Source organism: Stenotrophomonas sp. LARHCG68, from assembly GCF_052871705.1.
Genome location: NZ_JBIXJV010000003.1, coordinates 93863 through 112145, shown reverse-complemented (window position 1 = coordinate 112145; position 18283 = coordinate 93863). Strand labels below are relative to the sequence as shown.

Genomic DNA, 18283 nt, shown 5'->3' with positions numbered 1-18283 from the left:
CGGTCCCATGGGGAGTGAACATTGATGGTGCGTGCACGGGTGGGTGTGGCAGCCCTTGCGCTGGCGTTGTGTGCGTTGCCGGCGTCGGCGTTGGAGCGTGTCAGTCATGGCCGGTTCGAGCAGGTGCCGGTGTATCTGCCGGAAGGTGCGCCACAGCGCGTGGTGCTGTGGTTCGCCGGCCAGGATGACCCGGTGGGGCGGCAGGCACGCCTGCAGGCGTTGCGTGCCGACGGCGCGATGGTGGTGGACATCGACACCGCCCACCTCTACCAGGTGCTGGCCAGGGAGGGCGGCAGCTGCGGCTTCTCGGCCGGCGACGTCGAGAATTTCTCGCGCTACGTGCAGGCCTACCTGCATGTGCCGACCTACCGCCTGCCGGTCCTGGGCGGTGATGGCGACGGTGCGGCGTTGGCGTACGCGGTGGCCACCCAGGCCGAGCCGCAGGTATTCGCTGGCCTGCTCACCGAAGACTTCTGCCCGCAGTTGCGCAACGCCACGATGACCTGCGGCGATGCGATCCACGGCCGTGACCTTCAGCCGCAGCCGTTGCGGTTCCCGTGGCTGGCCGCCAGCGGTGCGGGCAAGGCCTGCACGGTGGCCGCGGTGGACGGTTTCCTCAAGGAGGTTCCGTGGGCGCGCAGCTTCCAACGCACCCGGGCAGGCAGCGCCTTGCCGGGCGAGCGCGCGGTGGTGCGGGTGCTGGGCGCGCAGCATGGTGTGGGCCTGCCGCCGGTGCCGCACGATCTGGATGGGCTGCCCTTGGTCGAGGTGCCGGCTGCCGGCACGGGCGACACCTTTGCGGTTTTCGTCTCCGGTGATGGTGGCTGGGCGGGGCTGGACAAGGACGTGGCCGGCGCCTTGGCCGCGGCCAATGTCCCGGTGGTTGGCGTGGATTCGCTGCGCTACTTCTGGAGCGAGCGCACGCCGGCCGGGTTCGCCGTGGACCTGGACCGCATCGTTCGCCACTACGCGGCTCAATGGCAGCGTCCGAACGTGGTGTTCATTGGTTTCTCGCAGGGCGCGGACGTGCTTCCCGCAGCGATCAACCTGTTACCGGCCAGCACCGCGCAGACCATGCGAATGACGGCGTTGCTGTCGGTCGGCGAACGCGCTGACTATGAATTCCATGTCAGCAACTGGATCGGAAGCGGCGATGACGACGGCCTGCCGATCGCGCCGGAACTGCGCAAGCTGCCGGCGGCCCGTACCCTGTGCGTATACGGAGAGGACGACGACGATGCGTTGTGCCCCAAGCTGCCGGCCGGCACCGCGCAGGTGGTCAAGCTGCCGGGCGATCACCATTTTGACGGGGACTACGCCACGTTGGCGAAGGTGATCCTGCAGCGGTTGCAGGACGGGCGGTGACGCTTTCGGCTTCGCGGCCAAGGCCGCTCCTACGGTAGCAGCGCCTTCAGGCGCGAAGCCGATGTCCTGGCCGCGCTTACGCGGTTTCGTACAACTCCAGCGGCAGCTCGTCCGGGTCGGCGAAAAAGGTGAAACGGCGGCCGGTGTATTCGTCCACGCGGATCGGCTCGCAGGCCACGCCTTCGGACTGCAGGTGGGCGACCACCGCATCCAGGGCATCCACACGGAACGCCAGGTGGCGCAGGCCGCGGGCTTCGGGGCGGCTGGGGCGCGCCGGCGGGTCGGGGAAGGAGAACAGCTCCAGCTGGCTGCCGTCGGGCAGGCGCAGGTCCAGCTTCCAGGAATCCCGCTGCGGGCGGTAGTTCTCGGCGATCACCTGCAGGCCCAGGATGCGCGTGTAGAAGTCACGCGAGCGTGCGTAGTCCGAGGCGATGACCGCGACGTGGTGGATGCCGGCCAGCAGCGTCATCGCGCGGCATCCAGCCAGCGGCAGGCGATGTCGATGGCCATGGCGTAGGGCTCCGGTGCGTTGCGGTTGGTGAGCATGATCACCGTCAGCTTCTGCGCGGGGTAGCGCACGATGACGTTGCGGAAGCCGATGCTCTCGCCGCTGTGCCACAGCGCCTGGCCGTTGATGCGCCAGCCGAAGCCGTAGTACGGCACGCCCGGGTCGTCGGTCCTGTTGGCCGGGCTGAAGGCCTGCTGCAGCGAGCTGCGGCGCAACAGGCGCTCGTCGTAGAGCGCGGCATCCCACTTGGCCAGGTCGTCGATGGACGAATAGATGCCGCCGTCGCCGAGCACCGCGCTGGTGGTGCTCTGGTCGGTACGTTCCCAGCGGCCGTCGATCTCGCTGTAGCCGTAGGCGCGGTTGGGCACGTCGTCGACGCCGTCCTGGTGGGCAAGGGTGTGGGTCATGCCCAGCGGCAGGAAGATGCGTTGGCGCAGGAAGCTGGCGAAGTCGCTGCCCGAGGCCTTGCCCACCACCAGCGCCAGCAGCGCGTAGCCGCCGTTGCTGTAGCGGTAGCCGTTGCCGGGCGCGAAGTAGGTGCGGTTTTCCTTTTCCAGCAGGTGCAGCACGTCGATGTCATGCACCTGGCGGGTGTCGGCCGGGTCCATCAGGTCTTCGTAGTCGATCAGCCCGCTGGCGTGGATGAGCAGGTGGCGCAGGGTGATCGTGTCGGCGACCGCCGGCAGGCCGGGCAGCCACTTCTTCACCGGGTCGTCCAGGGTGAGCGTGCCGTCCTCGGCCAGCAGCAGGATCGCCGCGGCGGTGAACTGCTTGCTGACCGAGGCCAGGCGGAAGTTGCTGGCCGGCGAAACCGGCGTACCGTCCTCGACCACCGCCAGGCCGTAGCCGCGCCGGAACACCGGCTGTCCGTCCTTCAGCACCAGCACCGCGGCACCGGGAACCTGCCCGTCGTAGCGTTGCAGCAGCGCGTCGATGCCCGGGTCCGGCGGCGTCACCGGCGGGGCGGCCATGGCCAGGCTGGACAACGCGGACAGGCACAGCGGGGCGAGTCGGTACATCCAGCGGGTCATGGCGGCTCCTTGGTGGCAATCAGGCTTTCTTGCTGGCGATCCAGCGATCGATCTTGGCTTCGAGGATATCCAGTGGCATCGAGCCGTCCTTGAGGATCTCCTGGTGGAACTCGCGCGGGTCGAAACGCTGCCCGAGCTCGGACTGCGCCTTCTCGCGCAGCAGCCGGATCTTGATCTCGCCGACCCGGTAGGCCAGCGTCTGCCCCGGCAGGGCCATGAAACGCTCCACTTCCGCGGCGGCATCGGCCGCGGAGATGTCGGCGTTGTCGACCATGTAGGTGACGGCCTGCTGGCGGGTCCAGCCGGCGGCGTTCAGGCCGGTGTCGGCGACCAGGCGCACGGTGCGCAGCAAGGTGGTCTGCAGGTAACCGAGGTGATCGTAGGGGTCGTTGTACAGGCCCATCTCCTCGCCCAGCGACTCGGCGTACAGGCCCCAGCCTTCGACGAAGGCCACGTCGCCGCCGTGCCGGCGGAAGCGCGGCAGGCCGGCCAGCTCCTGCTGGGCGCCCAGCTGGAAGTGGTGGCCCGGCATGCCTTCGTGCAGGTACTGCATGGTCACCGACCAGCGTTTGCGCGAGGGCAGGTCGTTGGTGTTGACGTAGAGCACGCCCGGTTGCTGGCCGTCGCCGCTGCCCGGCTGGTAGCTGGCGGCGCTGGCGGTGAGTGCGCGTTCGGCCTCCACCGGCTTGATCTCCAGCGCGGCCTTGGGGCGCTGGTTGAACAGCGCCGGCAATGCGGCATCCACGCGTTGGCCGACCTCGCGGTAACGCGCCAGCAGCGCATCCGGGTCGCGGAACATGAACTGCCGGTCGCTGCGCATGTTGTTGAAGACCTTCTGCACCGAGCCGCGGATCCTGGCCTCCTTCATCTGGGTGGCGATGCGGGCCTGCAGGTCCTGCACTTCCTTCAGCCCCAGCGAATGAATCTCGGCCGGCGTGCGCGCCGGCGTGGTGGAGCTGGAGACGTTGTATGCGTACCAGGCCTGGCCGTTGGGCAGGCCGCCCATGCCGTCGGTGGTGCGCGTGGCCGGCATGTACTCGGTGGCGATGAAGCCGCGCAGTGCGCGGTAGGCCGGCATGATGCGGTACTCGATCATGCGCTTGTACTCGGCGCTCAGGCGCGCCTTGTCCTCGGCCGGGAAGCTGTCGGGCATGTTGCGGATCGGCCCCCAGAAGATGCTCTCCTCGGCAGTGGGCTTGATCACCGCGTCCAGCTGCGGCAGCACCTTCTCCATCAACGCGCGGGGCTGCACCACGCCGGCGGCCTTGCCCTCGCGCATGTTGACGATGGCCTGGTCGAACAACGGCTGGATGCCCAGCGAGCGCTTGGACCAGTTCTCGTAGTCCTTGACCGTGTTGAACGGCTGCGCGCCGGCACCGGAGCCGAGCACGGCGATGATGCTGGAGAGGTTGTAGTACTGGTTGATCGGCAGCATCCAGGTCGGGTACTGCTCACCGGCCAGCGACACCTGCGCATCGCGCACGAAGATTTCGTAGCTGAGCAGGTCCTGGCCCTGCAGGCCTTCGGCGCCGAGCTTCTCGACCTTGCCCAGCCATTCGACCATGAACTCGTGGGATTGCTGGCGCGAAGCGGCCGACAGGAAGTTGGGCAGCTGGTCGTTGAAGCGCGCATCGCCCTGGAACGTGGCCTGCAGCGGATTGAGCCGCATCGAGGCATCCCAGTATTCATCGTAGATGCGGTTGAGCTGGGTGGCCTTGTCCTGGCGGATCGGCAGCGGTGCGGGCGTGGCACGACGCGGTGCGGGACGGGCGGGGGCCGTACGCGGCTTGGCCTTGGTCGCGCCACGGCTCTGCGTGGCAGCGGGACGCTGGCTCCTTTTCCTGGCCGCTTCGGCCGGTGCCGCAGCGGACAGGGTCATGATCGAGGCAATGGCAAGCGCCAGGAGGCGCAGCGGGCTGGAGGACATCGGGTATTCCGAAAAACACACAAGTCCGGGAGATTGCCCGATAACGACGGCCACGACCAGCCGCGTGGCGCTTGAATGCGGGAGGTCGTGATGCAGCCGGTTATGAAGCCGTTAAATGCGGCTGATGCGGCAGTGCAGGGCGCTGCGGGGATCATCCGGGCAGGTACCGCGACGCCAGCGTCGTGCTGGGGTGATTGCCACGCCGGTGAGGAGACGTGGCTGTGCCGCGCTCAACGTTCGCCGGCGCGGGTGAACGGAACGGTCTCCGGCGCCACCGCGCCACCGGAGATGATGAAGCTCATCGCCTGGTCGACGGTCCAGTCGGTAGGCGTCAGCAATTCCACCGGCACGATTTCCAGGTAGCCGGAGGTCGGGTTGGGCGTGGTTGGCACGTAGACGGCCGCCAGCTCGCGGCCGGTGCCGTGCTCGCGGATCACGCGCGTCACCAGGCCCACCGACTTCATGTCACGGTGCGGGAAGTCGATCAACACCACGCGCTGGGTGCTGCCCGGTTGGGTCTGCAGGATGTCCAGCAGCTTCTTGGCGCTGTCGTAGATGACGCTGGCCAACGGAATGCGGCGGATCACCGCACCGAACCAGCGCAGCAGCTGTTGGCCGACGACGCGCCGGCTGAGCAGGCCCACCGCCAGGATCACCAGCATCGTCGCCAGCAGGGCGATGATGTCCTGCATCCAGACCGCCTTGACCCAGCCAAGGTAGTGCGGGAACGAGGCGGCGATGCGCTCGGACAGCGGAATGACCAGCGGGCTGCTGATGCCCGAAAGCAGGACGAAAACGAACTTGACGACCACCCAGGTCAACCAGATCGGCAACAGCGTGAGCAGGCCGGTCAGGAACAGACGTTGCAGGGAGGGACGGGAGGCGGGGGCGGGGACTTCGGGCGACATCGGCGAATTGTAGCGGTACCCACGGGGTACCGATGCCGTTGGTGTCCGGCGAAACCACCGCAGCCGGGGAACGCTGTGTTGAGGCAGGCGGGTGCCAGCGGTTCACGCCGTGGCGCGTGCCTCGGGCTTGAGCCGCACGTAGACCTGCTTGCGTACGCGCGCGACCACCTCGCCCTGTTCATCGAGGAGGTCGTTCTCGAACCAGTGCAGGTACTTGCCGCCGTCCGCGGTGGCCGCGCGCACCTCGTCCAGGGTGGCATCGTCCAGGCGGAACTCGGTCCAGACCACGCCGCGGCCCGGCTTGATGAAGTCGATGCTGCCGCTCTTGTCCCACACGAAGTAGCGGCCGCCCAGGTTCTGCAGCAGGCACAGCATCCAGAACGGGTCGGTCATGGCGAACAGGCTGCCACCGAAATGGGTGCGCACGTAGTTGACGTTCCACGGCCGCTGGCGCAGCTCGACCCGCACATGGCGGTAGTCGGCGCTGATGGCGGTGACGTGGATGCCGGCGAACAGGAACGGCGGCCACAGGTTGATGCCATGGCGGAACAGGCTGGCTTTCATCGCGGAACAGCGGCGGGCAGGGGTCTGGAGTCTAGCATTCGCAGGCGTATGGTGCCGGCGCCGTGGTCACGGCGTGGCGGCGTGGTAGCCGTCGCGACCGGCTTCCTTGGCCGTGTACAGGGCGGCGTCGGCAGCCTGGTACAGCGCCGAGGCGGTGTCGTGGATGCCGGGCACCACGCTGTAGATGCCGACCGTGACGCTGGTGTGGGCGGTCCTGCCCTTGCCGATCGGCAGGGACATGTGCCGCACCGTGGTGATCAGTTGCTGCACCAGCGCGAGCGCGCCTTCCTGCGGGGTGTCGGGGAGGATCAGGGCGAACTCGTCGCCACCGAAACGGGCGGCGACGTCGCGTGGACGCCGGGCGATGTCGCCGATGGCCTGGGCAACCTGGCGCAGCATCTGGTCGCCCAGGTGGTGGCCGTGGGTGTCGTTGTAGGCCTTGAAGTGGTCCACGTCGATCAGCATCAGCGTCAGCGGCTTGCCACTGCGGCGCGCGGCATCGGTCTCCAGGCGCAGGATGCCCTCGAAGCGCATGCGGTTGGCCAGGCCGGTGAGCGGGTCGTGGTTGGCCTGGCGGCGCCAGTAGCGTGCCTGCCACAGCCCCCAGGCCAGCAGCAGCACGAGGCCGGCGCTGAGCGCGCAGACCGGCGCGTACCAGACGTGGAAGCCGCGCAGCAGCACGAGGCTGGACAGCAGCGGCAACGGCAGCAGCAGGCAGGCGATCAGCCAGCGCCGTGAGGTGGGCGCGGTGACGGCCAGGGTCGTGAGCAGCACCAATGCCACGCTGGCCAGCATCTGCTGCAGCGGTGACAGCGGCACGATCGCCCGGTCGGTGAGCAGCATGGAGGCAACGTTGGCCTGGTACTCGCTGCCGCTCATCCATGCCTCGCGCGAGGTCGGGGTGAGCAGGCGCGGCGCCATGCCGCTGGCGGTCATGCCGACGATGACCAGGCGGTCATGCAGCAGGCTGGCGGGGACGCGTCCTTCGAGCACGTCGATGTAGGACACCTGCGGGAAGCTGCCCGGCGGGCCGGCGTAGTGCACGCGGACGTAGTTGTCGCGCCGCCATTGGTACGGGCTGGCATCCCCGTTCGCCGGGCCACGCAGGCCCGGCAACGGCGGTGGGCTCCCGGCCAGCGCGACGCCGAGCGCCGGCCAGTGCGGGGAGTCCATGCCGGCCTTGAGGTAGATGCCGCGGGCCACGCCGTCGCCGTCGATCTCGATGTCGGTATGCGCCAGCGCCGCGGCAACGCTGGCGATCTGCGGCACCGGCAGCAGTTCCTCCGGCACCGCCTCGTCGCTGCCGGCCGAGGCCAGCACCGGCAGGATCACGTTGCCGCTGCGCGCGATCGCCGCGGCCAGCTGCGCATCCTGGCGGCTGTCCTTGCGGTCGGGTTCGGGGAACATCAGGTCCAGTGCAATGCGCCGGACGCCCGCGTCCTGCAGGCGGTCGATCAGCTGTGCATGGGTGCTGCGCGGCCACGGCCATTGGCCGAGCTGCTGCAGGCTGCGGTCATCGATGGCGACGATGGCCAGGCGCGGGTCGGCGGGGTAGTCCCATTGGCCGACGAGGTTGTCGTAGATGCTTTCGTCCGGCTGCCAGAACAGGCGGAAGTGGCAGGAAAGGCCGGTCAGCGCGCCGAGCGTGACGGCGAGCAGCAGGCGTTGGTGCCACGGCAGCCGCAATGGCCTCATAAAGCCAGCAGCAACAGCAGGGCACCCGCGCCGGCGCCATAGCAGAGCGGGCAAGGCAGCTTGACCTGCTGCGGGGCCGAGAACGGACCGGTATAGCCGTCCCCGGCGATGGTCTGCACGCGGACGTACAGGGTGCCGCCGCGCAGTGGTCGCTTGAGCGAGGCTTCGGGTGCATCCACCTCGGCATCGAGCAGCAGGCGTTCGAAGTCGGCGTTGCGGCTCACCTGCACGCGGTAGCGGCTGGCTTCGGCGGCGGCCTGCCAGCGCAGGGTGAGCTGGCGACCTTCCGGCGCCGGCTGCAGTTGCGGATCGACCGGCGCGTCACTGAGCGACAGCGGCAGCGCCTGGCCGAAGCGGCCACGCGTGCCCTGCGCATCGACGGAGGCGACGCGCCAGAAATAGTCACCGGCGGGCAGGGAATCGGCGGTGCGCAGATGGGTGCTCCGGGTCGACTGTTCCACCAATGGTTGCAGGAACAGGGGCTCGCTGGCGACCTGGACCACGCTGCCATCGGCCTGCGCCACCTGCGCCCACTCGAACCGCGGGCGCAGCTGGTGCAGTGTCTGCCCGTGCTGCGGCGACAGTGTCAGCGGCGGCTCGGGGCCATCGGGGAGCAGGAAGTCACGGTTGCCGTCCAAGCCCTCGACGCCATCGGCATCGACGGCCCGGACCAGCAGGCGCAATGCGCCCGCCGGCAGGGCGTCGATCACCACCCGGGTATCGGCCAGATCACGGGCGAACAGCAGCACGTCAGGGGCATCGGCGCGCACCACTTCCACGCGATAGCCCGCCGCGCCAGCCACCGGCTGCCAGCCGGCGAGCAGCGGCAGTGCCGCGATGCGGGTACGTGCTTCGTCGAAGGCCGGCGCCGGCAGCAGCGCCTGGCTGGGGCTGGGGGCGAGTTCCGCGCTGCGGCTCAGGGTGGCGCGGCCCGGGTCGACCATCTGCCGGCCACCGCGGTTGTCCACCTGCACGCGGCCTTCGACCACCTCGGTGCTGGCCACGGACTGCCCGCCACCGGCACTGACCCGGAACACCGTGCCGCGCACGCTGCTGGTCGCGGTGGGGGCGGTGATGATGTAGCGCGAGGCCGGCCCGCGCGCCGGGGTGACGCGGTTGCTGCTGCGGCCACGCTGCAGGCGCAGGCGGGTATCCACCATGCCGGTGGCCCCGTAGGTGCTGAGCTGGTCCAGCAGCAGCTGCGAGTTCTCGCGCAACAACAGGTGCGAATCATCGGCAAAGGCCAGCGTCACGCTGGCATCGGCACCGGTGCTGATCTGGCTGCCGATCGGCAGTTGCATGCCCGTGCTCACCGTGCGATGGGTGCTGGACGGGCCACTGACCTGGACTTCACCCCGCACCGCCAGGACGCGGGCCGGCGCCGGCTCCACGCGCAGCCAGGCAATCGGGAACTTGAGGACACGGCCCGGTGGCAGCTGGTACGGGTCACCGACCGTGTTGTGTGCCTGCAACTGGTGCCAGCTGATGCTGGGCTTGAGGTAGCGCCCGCCCAGGTCCCACAGCGTATCGCCGGGACGCACGCGGTAGGTCCAGTCCTGTGCCGCTGCGGCCAGACAGGGCAGGAACAGGGTCATGGCCAGGGCAAGCCGGGGCAGCATGAAGCGGAGGCACGACAGACGCTGTTGAACACGTGTCACGGACGCTGGAATCCTGGGCAAAGGGGAAGCGGTGCCCGGTAATGATGCCGTGCTCCCCCTCTCCCCCTGTTATCGCGGTGAGTGCCGCGAGGCGATCAGGACTTGATCGCCATCACATTGTCCACCAGTTTCCATTTCACGATCCTGAACCTTGGCTGGCTTCAGAACAGCAGCGAGGACATCCTGCGGCGATAACGGCCCACCAGATCCTCGTCCTCAATCACGCGGAAGGCGTCGATCAGGGTCTTCTTCGGCAGGCTGTCGCGGAAGCCGCGGTCGATGCGCAGCATTTCGATGAACTGCTCCAACGCGGCTTCATCCTCGCCGCCGAGCAGGTGATGCACGCCGAGCTGGTAGCGGGCTTCCAGGTCATTGCCGTCGGCCTGCACGCGCTGGGCCAGCGTGGCCGCGGCGGGGGCATCCTTGAGCGCGTTGCCGAAATCCAGGCGGGCGCGGGCACGTACGGCACGGTCGTCGGTGGACAGGTTGGCGGGCAGGGCGTCGAGCAGCTGGCCGGCTTCCTCGGCGGCACCGGTCTTGAGCAGCGCCAGGGCCAGGTCGAGCTTGAGCTCGGCCTTGTCCGGCTCGGCGACGATGGCCTGGCGCAGTGCGGCCACTTCGGCCTGCGGATCCAGTGGCAGCGCTTCCGGCTCGGCGTCGGTGCTGGCCTCGGCCGGCATCACGCCATGCTGGGTCAGGAACTCACGCAGCTGGCCCTCCGGCATGGCACCGGGGAAGCCGTCGACGATCTGGCCGTCCTTGATCAGGAACACGGTCGGCACCGAGCGGATCTGGAAGGCCGCGGCAATCTGCTGTTCCTTGTCCACGTCGACCTTGGCCAGCTCGAAGGCGCCGTTGTACTCGCCGGCGAGCTTTTCCAGGATCGGGCCGAGCGACTTGCACGGGCCGCACCAGGTCGCCCAGAAATCGACCAGTACCGGCGTCTGCAACGACTTCTGCAGGACGTCGGCTTCGAAGGTCTCGGTGGTGGCTTCGAATACGTGGGGAAGATCGCTCATGGCTGGTTTCATTGCGGACAGGAACCCCCTTCATGGTGGCGGTGGCGGCGCTTCTCAACCGCCGGATGCACGACAGCCCGCCGGGGGCGGGCTGTCGGAAGACCAGGAGCCGTGAGGGGCTCAGTGCTGCGTCGGTAGTTCCTGCGCCTGTGCCGGTGCCTGCTGGGCCTGCGCCGGGGCGACGTTGGGCGTGGCCGGCAGGCTCAACTCGGGGTTGACCTGCTGCGCCTGCAGCGCCTTGATCTGCTTGTCCAGCGCTTCGAGCTGGGAGTTGGTGGCGCGCAGGTCCGAGCTCAGCGCCACGGCCTGCTGCTTGCGCTCCTGCAGGGCGTTGCTGACCTGCAGCGACTGCTGGCGCTGCTGCTCGGCTTCCTGCTGCAGGCCACGCAGGCGACGCTCGTTCAGGGTCACCAGCTTCTCGCTGTAGGCCTTGCCGGCCTGCAGGCGGATGGTGTCCAGGTAGACCTGCGCCAGCTGCCGTGTCTGGTCGGCGAAGGTGACATACAGCGACTCGGCGTTGTCGGAGGCCTCGGTGCGGATCACGCGCCAGAATTCCTTTTCATGGAACAGGGCGACGTAGTAGTTCAACGAGTCGGCATGGAACAGCAGGCTGGCGCCGTAGTTGCCGTTGTAGGTGGTGCGCAGTTCGGTCAACTCGTGGTTGGCCATCAGCCGCTGCAGCTCGCTGACGGTGTTGCCCACGGTGGTGTCTTCGCTGTTGGCGGGCGCGGCCGGCGGCTCGGCTTCACCGCGCTGCCAGCGCCCGGCCATGGCCTGGGGGGCCGCTACGAGGCAGCTGGCAATCAGCAACGCCCAGCACAACCGGGCAGGCAGTGTCTCGATGCTTGTCATAATTCCTCGTAATTCCCCCGAACTGCGATGGCCGTCGCATTTGTGAATGCGCACGGGATGGCGGCGAGCATAGCACGGCCAAATGCGCCGGAACGCACGTCCTGCAACGGCTGCCGTGGCGTGGCGCAAGCGCTCATTCCACCAGTTGCGTGCGACCGCACTGGATGGATTGCATGTGCACGTCGGTGCGGCCCAACTGCAGGCCGAGCACATCGGACAGCACCGCTGACAACAGCTGGCCGACCGCGTTCAACAACGGGCGCAGCACGCCATCGACGACCGGCTTGAGCAGCAGGCACAGCACGCTGCTGCAGCTGCCATTGCCGGTGGCCGGGTTGTAGCTGCCGGTCCCGCTGAGGCCGCCGGGCTTGGTCTGCAGGTACTTGGCCAGCGCGTTCTGCACGCAGCTGTTGTAGGCCAGCAATCCGGCCAGCAGGCCCTTGCACGAGGTGATGCCGAGCACGTCGAGCAGGCCGCCGATGATGCTCGGGTCGCTGACGTTGGTTTCGTAGAGGAACCCCGTCCACACGTTGCCCTCGACCTTCTTCGGCGTGCAGCCGAGCAGCCAGTAGTCGCAGGTCGGGATCTGGGTGTTCCAGTTGCCCAGCGCGGGCAGGTTGGCATTGCCGTCGCGCAGCAGCGCGACGACGGCCTCGGGCTGGTAGAAACCATCCTTCTTGGAGGCTTCCAGGTACTGGCGGGCGATGTCCTGCGCGGCGTCCGAGCTGGTGCCGGAGGGACTGAACAAGGCCTGCACGGTGCCGAGCAGGGCATCGACCAGCCGCGAGACCAGGTCGCCCACGGCCAGGGGATTGGGTGCCACGGTGCCGGTCTGTCCGGCGCTGAGGGTCAGGGACTGCCGCGCGGACAGCGCTTCGAGCGTGATGCGATGGTTGAGCACGGTCTTGCCGAACAGGCTGACCATGTCCTCGTTGCCCAGGCCGGTGCGGCACAGTTCGCGCGTGGAGTCCCACGGCGTGGTCGCCTTGCCGACGCAGACATTGGCCACCGCGCTGGTGACGTCGACGGTGGCGGTGGCCGGCTGTGCATTGCAGTCGATCGCGCTGAGCCGGCCGAAGCCGTCGATCACGTCGATGTAGGTGGGCAGCTTGATGCGCGTGCCCAGCCAGCCCAGCACCGCGCCCAGCGCCGGGATGCGCTGCGAGTCGATGTCCAGGAACAGGCGCACCTGGCTGTTGTAGGCGGTGGTGCCGACCGGGCCGATGCCGATCGAGGCCGGCTCGACGATGCTGGCCTTGGCCTCGACCAGGCCCAGCAGGTTCAACTGCGGGATCGCGACGGCATGGTTGGCGTTGGCGATGGAGATACTGGTGCCGATCAGGTCCAGCGCGCTCAGGTCCACGTCCAGCGCGCCGCTGCTGGCGGCGCTGCCGCCGGTGATGCGCGCGAACAGGCCATTGCTGGCGGCGTCGGAGCCGAGTTGCACCAGCACGTCGCGCAGGCCGACGCGTGCCAGTTCCTGCTTCAGCGCATTGACGCTGACGCCCAGCACGCCCTGTTGGTTGGCGAGGTTGGCCATGATGTCGAGCAGTTGGCCGACGCTGACCTTGTTGGCGGCCAGCAGGCTTTCCAGTTCCCCGGCATTGATGTCCGCGGCCACGTCCACGCCCAGCGCCTGCAGCAGTCCGCGCGGGGTGATCTTGACGTTGGCCAGCCCCTGGTAGCTGGCGATCTGGGTCTGGTTGAGGTCGATGCCGACCAGCCGCAGCAGGCCCTGCAGCGGTGCGTTGCTGTTGACGTTGAGCAGGCGCGACCCCACGGTGAACGCCGCTTGCGGCGGGGTATGCCAAGCCACGGCGGTGGCGTTGATCTGCGGCATGGACGCCAGCTGGTGGAAGAACGGGATCGCCTGCCGCGACGCGGTCACCCGCACGGCGTTGAGCGGGCGCTCCGGCGTGACCACCACGAAGCGCGCATCGGCCGGCAGTTCGGCGCCCCAATAGCCGCAGCGCACGTCAAGCGTGCCGCCGAAGCCGTTGTCGGTCACGGCGTTGCGGCGCGCGGCGAAGTTGTCGGTGTAGTCGGTGGTGCATTGCTCAAGGCGCTGCGCGCCGGCCAGCGCGGCCAGGTCGGCGGTTTTCTGCACGTCACGCTTGACCCAGTACAGGTAGCCGACCTCGACCAGGCCGAGGATGACGACCAGCCCCAGCAACAGCAGCATCATCATCACGGCCGCACCGCCGCGCGGCGGCGAGGGCGGGGTGCCGGTCCGGGACCGGCGGGGGCGCGCGGGCAGGCGTTTCATGGAACACCTCAGCGGCTGTTACCGCCATTGGAGGAATTCGGCACGGTGGTTTCGAAGTATTCCGGGATCGGGTGATCGAAGCTGGTGAGATAGCGCTGGTAGCTGCGGCTGGCGGCTTCCCCGAGCATCGGCAGCGGCTTGCCGGCGCTGCCGCCATCGGCCTGCAGGTGCAGCAGTGCACGGGTGGCATCGCCGATCTGCGCGCGCGGGGCCGGCGCGTTGTCGTAGGGTGCGGCCGTGGCGATGGGCAGGCTGGCCTCGCCGGCCGGTGGCGCGCTCGCCGGCGCGGCAGGGGTGTCGGCCATGCGTTCGATCAGCGGGGCGTGTTGCGCCTGGACCGGCAGCGGCGCGCACAGCACGGCGGCCAGCAACGCGGAGGTGACGAGGAACCGGCTCATTGCGTGATCTCCTGCGGCTTGGCGGTGGTCGGGCTGAAGCGGTCCAGCATCGAACCGGGCGGTTGCGGCCGCAGCACGGTGCCGGCCGGTTGCGGTTGTGCGACCAGCGCGGTGGCGGTGCCGCGCGGGGCAGGCGCCTCGCTGGCGGGTTCCGGGCGCATCGGAGGGGCGGCATCGGCCACCGGTGCGCGGCGCAGTGATTGCGACAGGCGGTAGATCTCCAGGCGCGTGGCTTCGGGCAGGTTCGCGCGCTGCATCATGTCCTGCGCGGTGCCGGGTTGGCCGGACAGCAGCGCCCACAGCGCCAGGTTGGAGATGGCGCGCAGATTGCCCGGAGCCAACTCGGCGGCCTTGGCCAAGGGTGCACGTGCCTGGCCGAAATCGCCGGACTGCAGCAACGCAAAGCCCTGGTCGCCCAGGTAGGTCGCGTTCAAGGGATCCGTGCGCACGGCGTTGGCGAACGCCAGGTTGGCGTTGCCGGCGTCATGCTGGTTGGCCGCGATCAGCCCGAGGCCGTGCCATGCCGGGGCGGCCTGTGGTCCCTTGGTCAGGCTGCGGTAGATCGGTTCGGCCGCGTCGGCGTCGCCGGTTTCGCGCAGGGCGTCGGCTTGCAGGATGCGCAGTTCCGGGCTGTCGCCGAAGCTGGCGCGGAAGGCGTCGATGTGCGCGAGCGAAGCGAAGTGGGCGCCCTGTGCCTGCATCTTGCGGATCAGGTCCAGGTACATGCCGCGATCATCCTGCGGTGACTCCACCAGTGCCGGTTCCACCGGCGGCTGCCTGTAGGCGGCCTGCTTCCCGCCACAGCCGACGAGCAGCAGGGGGACCAGCAACGCGAGCAAGGGGCGGGGGCCGTGCATCACAGCCCCCGCATCGCGCTGGCCAGGGAAATGATGGCCGGCCCCGCCAGCACCAGCATCAGCGCCGGCAGCAGGGTCGCCATCATCACGACGGTCATCTTGACCGAGAGCTTGCCCACCTTTTCCTTCATCTTCATCCTTCGCTGCTCGCGCAGGCGCATGCCGAACTGCTTGAGAGGTTCCTGCACGGCGCCGCCATGCTGGTGCACCTGCAGCACCATCTGCATCAGGCTGCGCAGGTCGTCGTTGTCGAACGATTCGGACAGGCGGCGCAGCGACTGCGCGCGGCTGCGGCCACGCGTGTAGCTGAGGTTGGCGGCCTGCAGTTCCTTGCCCAGTACCGGCACGGCGATGTGCAGCTTGTCGCCGATCATCTGCAGGCTCTGGTCGATGCTGAAGCCCACGCCCTGCAGCAGGCGCAGCAGGTCGATCAGCAGCGGCAACTCCTCATCGACCTTGCGGCGCAGGCGTCCGGCCCAGCTGCGCAGGACCAGCTTGGGCAGCAGGATGCCCAGCGCGAAACCGATCAGCAGCACGATGAAGGCCTGCGAACCCTGTGGCCGCACCAGCAGCAGGCCCAGCACCGGCAGCAGCAGCGCCAGCAGCAGGCGCAGCGCCAGGAAGCTGGCCGTGCCGGTGGTGTGGTTCCAGCCGACCTGCTCGAGCAGCAGCTTGTCCTCCGGCGCCAGCAACGCCTTCTGGATGCGGCTGCCCTCGAATTGCTGGCCGATGGCCGACAGGTCGGCCAGGCGCTGCCGCCACCAGCCCTGTTTCGGTGCCGCCTCGTCGGCGACGTGGTGGTTGTGGTCCAGCGCGGTCTGCAACGCGGCGGTGGCGCGCTGGCTGCGGTGGCCGTGGTACAGCAGGCCGCCCGCCGCCAGCAGCAGGGCCAGCACGACCAGGATCATGGCGAAGAACAACAGGGTGTTCATGGCCGGCTCCGATGCGGGTGGGGAGCGAGGGGGGCACTCATAGCGACTTGGCCAGGCGGTAGAGCAGGAAGCCGCCACCGAGCTCCAGCAGCAGCGCGGCCACGAGGATCTTCTTGCCCAGCGGATCATGGAACATGGGCTGGAAGAAGTCCGGGCTCAGCAGGGCCATGAACACCGCCGCGCCGATCGGCAGCAGGCCCAGCACCCAGGCCGACATTCGCGTTTCGGAGGTGGTGGCCTGCAGTTCGCGCTGCACTTCCTCCAGGTCACGCATGAAGTCGCTCATGCGCTGCAGGATCTGGTCGCTGCGGCCGCCGATGCGGATGCTGGTGCCCAGGATGACCGCCAGCATTTCCAGCGGCCGCAGGCGGTAGGCCTGCGCGGCCTGCTGCAGGGCACGGTCCAGGTCCATGCCCGCGCGGGTGTAGGCCAGCGCACTGTCGAGGATGGGGCGCAACGGGGGCTCGACGTTCTGGGTGGCGTTCTGGAACGCCATCGACAGGCTGTTGCCGATGCCGGCGATGCGCACCATGTTCTCCAGGAAGTCCGGCATCTGCGCGACCAGCCGTTGCTGCATCTTCTCCATTCGCCGGAACAGCCACAGCCCCAGTGCCAGCAGGTACAGCGCGAACACGAACACGCCGAACACCGCCGCGCCCAGGCGCATGCCCGCGCCGAAGGCCAGCACCACGCCGGGCACGAGCAGCAGCACCAGCGTCCGCGGTGACTCGCTCAGGCCGGCGCGGCGCAGCAGGTCGGCCCAGCGACGGGTGGGCGGGCGCGGCGCGCGTGGCGCTTCGTGGCTGCGCGCTGCCTCCGGATGCGAGAGGCGGCTTTCGGCATGTTCGGCGGCGGCACGCTGCTGCACGCGCGTGGCCAGGCCCCACCACAGGCCCATCGCCGCGGCCACCAGCAGCAGTGCGGTGCTGGCCAGCAGCAGCGCCGCGGTCATGACTGGCTCCCGAAGTTGGCCTCGCGCAGTTCCTGCCGGAACGGTTCGAGCTTGTAGCAATGCGGGTGGAAGCCCAGCCCGTGCCAACGGTCGCGTTCGCGGTTGTCCTGGTCGAACCAGGCCTCGTGCTTGAACAGCTCCTGGCTGGTGATGACGGTGTCGCTGACGCCGGTGATCTCGGTGATGGAGAGGATCACGCGACGGCCACTGCCCAGCCGCGAGATCTGCACGATGAAGTCGATGGCGCTGGCGATCTGCCGGCGCAGGCTTTCCTCGCTGCCTTGGAAACCGGCAAAGCCGGCGAGCATCTCCATGCGGTACAGGCAGTCGCGCGGCGAATTGGCGTGGATGGTGGCCATCGAGCCGTCATGGCCGGTGTTCATCGCCTGCAGCATCTCCAGCACTTCGGCGCCACGCACTTCGCCGACCACGATGCGGTCCGGGCGCATGCGCAGGCTGTTGCGCACCAGATCGCGGATGCTGACCGCGCCGGCGCCGTCGAAGCCGCCCATGCGGCTTTCCAGGCGCACCACGTGCGGGTGGTTCAGGGCCAGCTCGGCGGTGTCCTCGACCGTGATGACGCGCTCGTTGTGCGGGATGAACGTGGCCAGCGCATTGAGCAGCGAGGTCTTGCCGGAGCTGGTGCCACCGGAGATCAGGATGTTGCAGCGGCCGCGCACCATGGCGTTGAGCAGGGCGTACATGGGCTTGTCGAACGCGCCGCGACCGAGCAGTTCGTCCGGCGTGAACGGGTCCTTGCGGAACTTGCGGATGGACACCATCGGCCCATCCACCGCGAGCGGGGAGATGATCGCGTTGAGGCGGCCGCCGTTGGGCAGGCGTGCATCGACCATCGGGTTGGAGTCGTCCAGGCGGCGGCCGAGCGGGGCGATGATGCGGCGCAGGATGCGCAACAGGTGGCGGTCGTCGCTGAAGCGCTGGGTGGAGCGCTTGAGCTGGCCACCGCTGGAGACATGCACGTCCTTGTAGCCATTGATCAGGATGTCCTCGATCTCCGGGTCATGCAGCAGGTCATCGAGCGGGCCGAAGCCGGTCAGCTCCTTCTGCAGGGCATTGGCGACGGCTTCCATCTCCTGCGCGTTGACCGGGATCTTCCATTCCTTGACGAAGGCCGCGGTCTGCGCCTGCACGTACTTGCCGACCGTCTCCGGCGACCATGCGTCGATGTCCACGCGCTGGTCCTCGACGTGGTTGAGCAGGTACTCGTGCGCGGCCGACAGCACGCTCTGGAATTGCTCGGTCTGCTCGAACGGCACCTGCGCGGCGGGTTCGGCGGCCAGGGCCGTTGCCGCGATGCGCGGGGAGAGCGGGGTGACTTTGTCTTCCATGC

At 68.7% G+C, this 18283-nt stretch carries 16 protein-coding genes; 1 reads left to right on the top strand and 15 read right to left on the bottom strand.

Going from position 1 to position 18283, the window contains the following annotated elements; translation table 11 throughout:
• The first annotated feature begins 24 nt into the window (after nucleotides 1-24).
• A complete protein-coding gene (locus tag ACIPR8_RS11605; RefSeq protein ID WP_446541141.1) occupies nucleotides 25-1365 on the top strand; it encodes a virulence factor family protein in 1341 nt (446 codons plus the stop codon).
• A gap of 76 nt (nucleotides 1366-1441) precedes the next feature.
• Here the strand turns inward: ACIPR8_RS11605 and gloA2 are convergent, their stop codons facing one another.
• The 15 genes from gloA2 to ACIPR8_RS11530 all read right to left on the bottom strand — a co-directional run bounded on the left by gloA2 (nucleotide 1442) and on the right by ACIPR8_RS11530 (nucleotide 18281).
• Nucleotides 1442-1834, bottom strand: coding sequence for an SMU1112c/YaeR family gloxylase I-like metalloprotein (gene gloA2 / locus ACIPR8_RS11600; RefSeq protein WP_446541140.1), 393 nt, complete (start codon nucleotides 1832-1834; stop codon nucleotides 1442-1444).
• Entirely contained in the window at nucleotides 1831-2904 is a 1074-nt protein-coding gene (locus ACIPR8_RS11595; protein ID WP_446541139.1) for a serine hydrolase domain-containing protein, read from the bottom strand. Before ACIPR8_RS11595 ends, gloA2 begins: the two co-directional genes overlap by 4 nt.
• 19 nt (nucleotides 2905-2923) lie before the next feature.
• Nucleotides 2924-4831, bottom strand: coding sequence for a DUF885 domain-containing protein (locus tag ACIPR8_RS11590; protein WP_192286265.1), 1908 nt, complete (start codon nucleotides 4829-4831; stop codon nucleotides 2924-2926).
• Between the two features lie 230 nt (nucleotides 4832-5061).
• Nucleotides 5062-5739 (bottom strand): DUF502 domain-containing protein, encoded by a 678-nt coding sequence (locus tag ACIPR8_RS11585; RefSeq protein ID WP_132864448.1) that lies wholly within the window; start codon nucleotides 5737-5739, stop codon nucleotides 5062-5064.
• Between the two features lie 102 nt (nucleotides 5740-5841).
• Complete coding sequence (locus ACIPR8_RS11580; RefSeq protein WP_132864447.1) at nucleotides 5842-6303, bottom strand: DUF4442 domain-containing protein; 462 nt, start codon at nucleotides 6301-6303, stop codon at nucleotides 5842-5844.
• Nucleotides 6304-6369: 66 nt separating this feature from the next.
• Nucleotides 6370-7998: a CHASE2 domain-containing protein gene (locus ACIPR8_RS11575; RefSeq protein ID WP_446541138.1), complete on the bottom strand. Its 1629-nt coding sequence runs from the start codon at nucleotides 7996-7998 to the stop codon at nucleotides 6370-6372.
• Complete coding sequence (locus tag ACIPR8_RS11570) at nucleotides 7995-9593, bottom strand: FecR domain-containing protein (RefSeq protein WP_446541137.1); 1599 nt, start codon at nucleotides 9591-9593, stop codon at nucleotides 7995-7997. The genes ACIPR8_RS11575 and ACIPR8_RS11570 overlap by 4 nt, the downstream gene beginning before the upstream one ends.
• Nucleotides 9594-9817: 224 nt before the next feature.
• Complete coding sequence (trxA, locus tag ACIPR8_RS11565) at nucleotides 9818-10675, bottom strand: thioredoxin (RefSeq protein ID WP_313255635.1); 858 nt, start codon at nucleotides 10673-10675, stop codon at nucleotides 9818-9820.
• A gap of 120 nt (nucleotides 10676-10795) precedes the next feature.
• Nucleotides 10796-11527: a DUF2968 domain-containing protein gene (locus tag ACIPR8_RS11560; RefSeq protein WP_132864444.1), complete on the bottom strand. Its 732-nt coding sequence runs from the start codon at nucleotides 11525-11527 to the stop codon at nucleotides 10796-10798.
• Nucleotides 11528-11660: 133 nt separating this feature from the next.
• Nucleotides 11661-13793, bottom strand: a complete 2133-nt coding sequence (locus ACIPR8_RS11555; RefSeq protein ID WP_446541136.1) for a TadG family pilus assembly protein — start codon at nucleotides 13791-13793, stop codon at nucleotides 11661-11663.
• Between the two features lie 8 nt (nucleotides 13794-13801).
• Nucleotides 13802-14191: a DUF3613 domain-containing protein gene (locus tag ACIPR8_RS11550; RefSeq protein ID WP_446541135.1), complete on the bottom strand. Its 390-nt coding sequence runs from the start codon at nucleotides 14189-14191 to the stop codon at nucleotides 13802-13804.
• Complete coding sequence (locus tag ACIPR8_RS11545; RefSeq protein WP_446541134.1) at nucleotides 14188-15048, bottom strand: Flp pilus assembly protein TadD; 861 nt, start codon at nucleotides 15046-15048, stop codon at nucleotides 14188-14190. Before ACIPR8_RS11545 ends, ACIPR8_RS11550 begins: the two co-directional genes overlap by 4 nt.
• Nucleotides 15048-15980 carry a type II secretion system F family protein gene (locus ACIPR8_RS11540; protein WP_446541133.1) on the bottom strand — a complete coding sequence of 311 codons (933 nt, stop codon included), beginning with the start codon at nucleotides 15978-15980 and terminating at the stop codon, nucleotides 15048-15050. The genes ACIPR8_RS11545 and ACIPR8_RS11540 overlap by 1 nt, the downstream gene beginning before the upstream one ends.
• Nucleotides 15981-16017: 37 nt before the next feature.
• A complete protein-coding gene (locus ACIPR8_RS11535) occupies nucleotides 16018-16932 on the bottom strand; it encodes a type II secretion system F family protein (RefSeq protein ID WP_313256147.1) in 915 nt (304 codons plus the stop codon).
• Nucleotides 16929-18281 carry a CpaF family protein gene (locus ACIPR8_RS11530; RefSeq protein ID WP_446541132.1) on the bottom strand — a complete coding sequence of 451 codons (1353 nt, stop codon included), beginning with the start codon at nucleotides 18279-18281 and terminating at the stop codon, nucleotides 16929-16931. Before ACIPR8_RS11530 ends, ACIPR8_RS11535 begins: the two co-directional genes overlap by 4 nt.
• Between the last annotated feature and the right edge of the window lie 2 nt (nucleotides 18282-18283).

Coding starts and splice junctions, on each gene's coding strand:
- ACIPR8_RS11605 (WP_446541141.1), top strand. CDS start 25: ATGGTGCGTGCACGGGTGGGTGTGGCAGCCCTTGCGCTGGCGTTGTGT.
- ACIPR8_RS11590 (WP_192286265.1), bottom strand. CDS start 4,831: ATGTCCTCCAGCCCGCTGCGCCTCCTGGCGCTTGCCATTGCCTCGATC.
- ACIPR8_RS11575 (WP_446541138.1), bottom strand. CDS start 7,998: ATGAGGCCATTGCGGCTGCCGTGGCACCAACGCCTGCTGCTCGCCGTC.
- ACIPR8_RS11585 (WP_132864448.1), bottom strand. CDS start 5,739: ATGTCGCCCGAAGTCCCCGCCCCCGCCTCCCGTCCCTCCCTGCAACGT.
- ACIPR8_RS11540 (WP_446541133.1), bottom strand. CDS start 15,980: ATGAACACCCTGTTGTTCTTCGCCATGATCCTGGTCGTGCTGGCCCTG.
- ACIPR8_RS11545 (WP_446541134.1), bottom strand. CDS start 15,048: ATGCACGGCCCCCGCCCCTTGCTCGCGTTGCTGGTCCCCCTGCTGCTC.
- ACIPR8_RS11570 (WP_446541137.1), bottom strand. CDS start 9,593: ATGACCCTGTTCCTGCCCTGTCTGGCCGCAGCGGCACAGGACTGGACC.
- ACIPR8_RS11595 (WP_446541139.1), bottom strand. CDS start 2,904: ATGACCCGCTGGATGTACCGACTCGCCCCGCTGTGCCTGTCCGCGTTG.
- ACIPR8_RS11560 (WP_132864444.1), bottom strand. CDS start 11,527: ATGACAAGCATCGAGACACTGCCTGCCCGGTTGTGCTGGGCGTTGCTG.
- ACIPR8_RS11530 (WP_446541132.1), bottom strand. CDS start 18,281: ATGGAAGACAAAGTCACCCCGCTCTCCCCGCGCATCGCGGCAACGGCC.
- ACIPR8_RS11550 (WP_446541135.1), bottom strand. CDS start 14,191: ATGAGCCGGTTCCTCGTCACCTCCGCGTTGCTGGCCGCCGTGCTGTGC.
- ACIPR8_RS11535 (WP_313256147.1), bottom strand. CDS start 16,932: ATGACCGCGGCGCTGCTGCTGGCCAGCACCGCACTGCTGCTGGTGGCC.
- trxA (WP_313255635.1), bottom strand. CDS start 10,675: ATGAGCGATCTTCCCCACGTATTCGAAGCCACCACCGAGACCTTCGAA.
- ACIPR8_RS11555 (WP_446541136.1), bottom strand. CDS start 13,793: ATGAAACGCCTGCCCGCGCGCCCCCGCCGGTCCCGGACCGGCACCCCG.
- gloA2 (WP_446541140.1), bottom strand. CDS start 1,834: ATGACGCTGCTGGCCGGCATCCACCACGTCGCGGTCATCGCCTCGGAC.
- ACIPR8_RS11580 (WP_132864447.1), bottom strand. CDS start 6,303: ATGAAAGCCAGCCTGTTCCGCCATGGCATCAACCTGTGGCCGCCGTTC.